Raw genomic sequence first — 1,400 nt, forward strand, 5'->3', positions numbered from 1 at the left:
CTTTTGTACCCTTTGTCCAAAAAATATTGAAAATGCTTATGAATGCAGACTACTGGTAGCCTAGTATTCACAAAGAGATTATCTTCAACAAACAAGGGACCTGATTGTAAACCGGTCATTATATATTTATTTTTTTACTGCCGATCATTTAGATACCTGTTAGGAGATAAAAATATATTCTAGATTATAAAGCATATAGGGTTCACTCCCTAGTAATGTGCACAAAAAACTGATTCACAATTTTAAAGCTAGAAATGTTGAATAAATGAGTAACACCCAGGCTTAATGCCCAGGTGTTTAAAATACTAATTATTAAATGTTTTAAAATTTATATCCCAAGGTTTCAAGCAAACCTCGACGAAAATTATTTAAGCTCAATAATCTCTTCAATAACCCGGGCGCCTGTTCCACCAATACCATACCTTATTTTAAGGATTTTGGTAGCCGGATCATAGGTGTTGTTACAAGCTGTAGAATTTACCCRAATAGGTGTAGCGGTGTCATAAGGTGCTGGCAAGCCCGAACTATACATCACAAACGGCCCATTTGGAGACCCTGTAGCTGCGGATATGGTTACCGTATTATCAGCGTTTATAACAATTAAGGCTTTGGTGCCGTCCGTTAAATCACCTACAGGGATAATTATACCGCCAGTTATGCCATTTGTACCATTTGGAACGTAAGTTTTATTAAGACCAATTACTTTCTTAGTGGAAGTAGAATAAAAGTAACCTGACATAGCAGCAGGGTAATAGCTCCCCTTAGTTAAATCTACCGGGCTTGGGGCCGCCGATACCACATCGTAAGCAGTAGCTTCTGGCGCATAGATAGAACGATAGGTAATTGCCGTTCCTAGTTTATAGTTGGACAATGTGGTTATTGATTGCGAGGGAGCAAGGCTGGTCGTATCCGCTCCTTTTAAATTAATATATTTCAATTCAATAAACTGCTCGGTTGATAAAGCAGGGCCCCAGGTAATTACAGCCTTATTTAAAGCACTAAAATTAAGTGTGGCTATCGATCTGTTAACCCTTGGTGCTGTGCTCAGATAATTGTCGCCAAACATCGTTCCAGATACATTAGTTACTATAGATTTGTTGCCTTTATTGTTATAGGTGTATACCTCGAAATTATTCTGGCCTTCGTTTAAATGATCGGTAATAAACACATTTACAATATCCCCATTACTTCTTACCACCGGGGTTTCCAAAGAATCGGCCCTACTGTTCCAATAGGTTTTTATTTTTGTTATGGCAGGGTCTGGGCCCAATGCCACCCGTAACAGCACCCGCTTATATCCCGCCTGGGCAAGCACTACGGTTGGCTTTCCAGGATAGCTAATTTCCCCATTCTTTGTAAATTCTTTAAACGCATCTTCTTTTGAACAAGATAGTATACAT

Annotated in this window: 1 protein-coding gene; it reads right to left on the reverse strand. The window is 38.9% G+C overall.

From position 1 onward, the window contains the following. Nucleotides 1-364: 364 nt before the first annotated feature. On the reverse strand, nucleotides 365-1,400 hold a 1,036-nt coding region (locus AC1DND_RS27845; protein ID WP_477586093.1), incomplete at its 5' end, for a DUF4998 domain-containing protein.

The sequence above is a fragment of the Pedobacter sp. 01N416 genome (assembly GCF_056399685.1).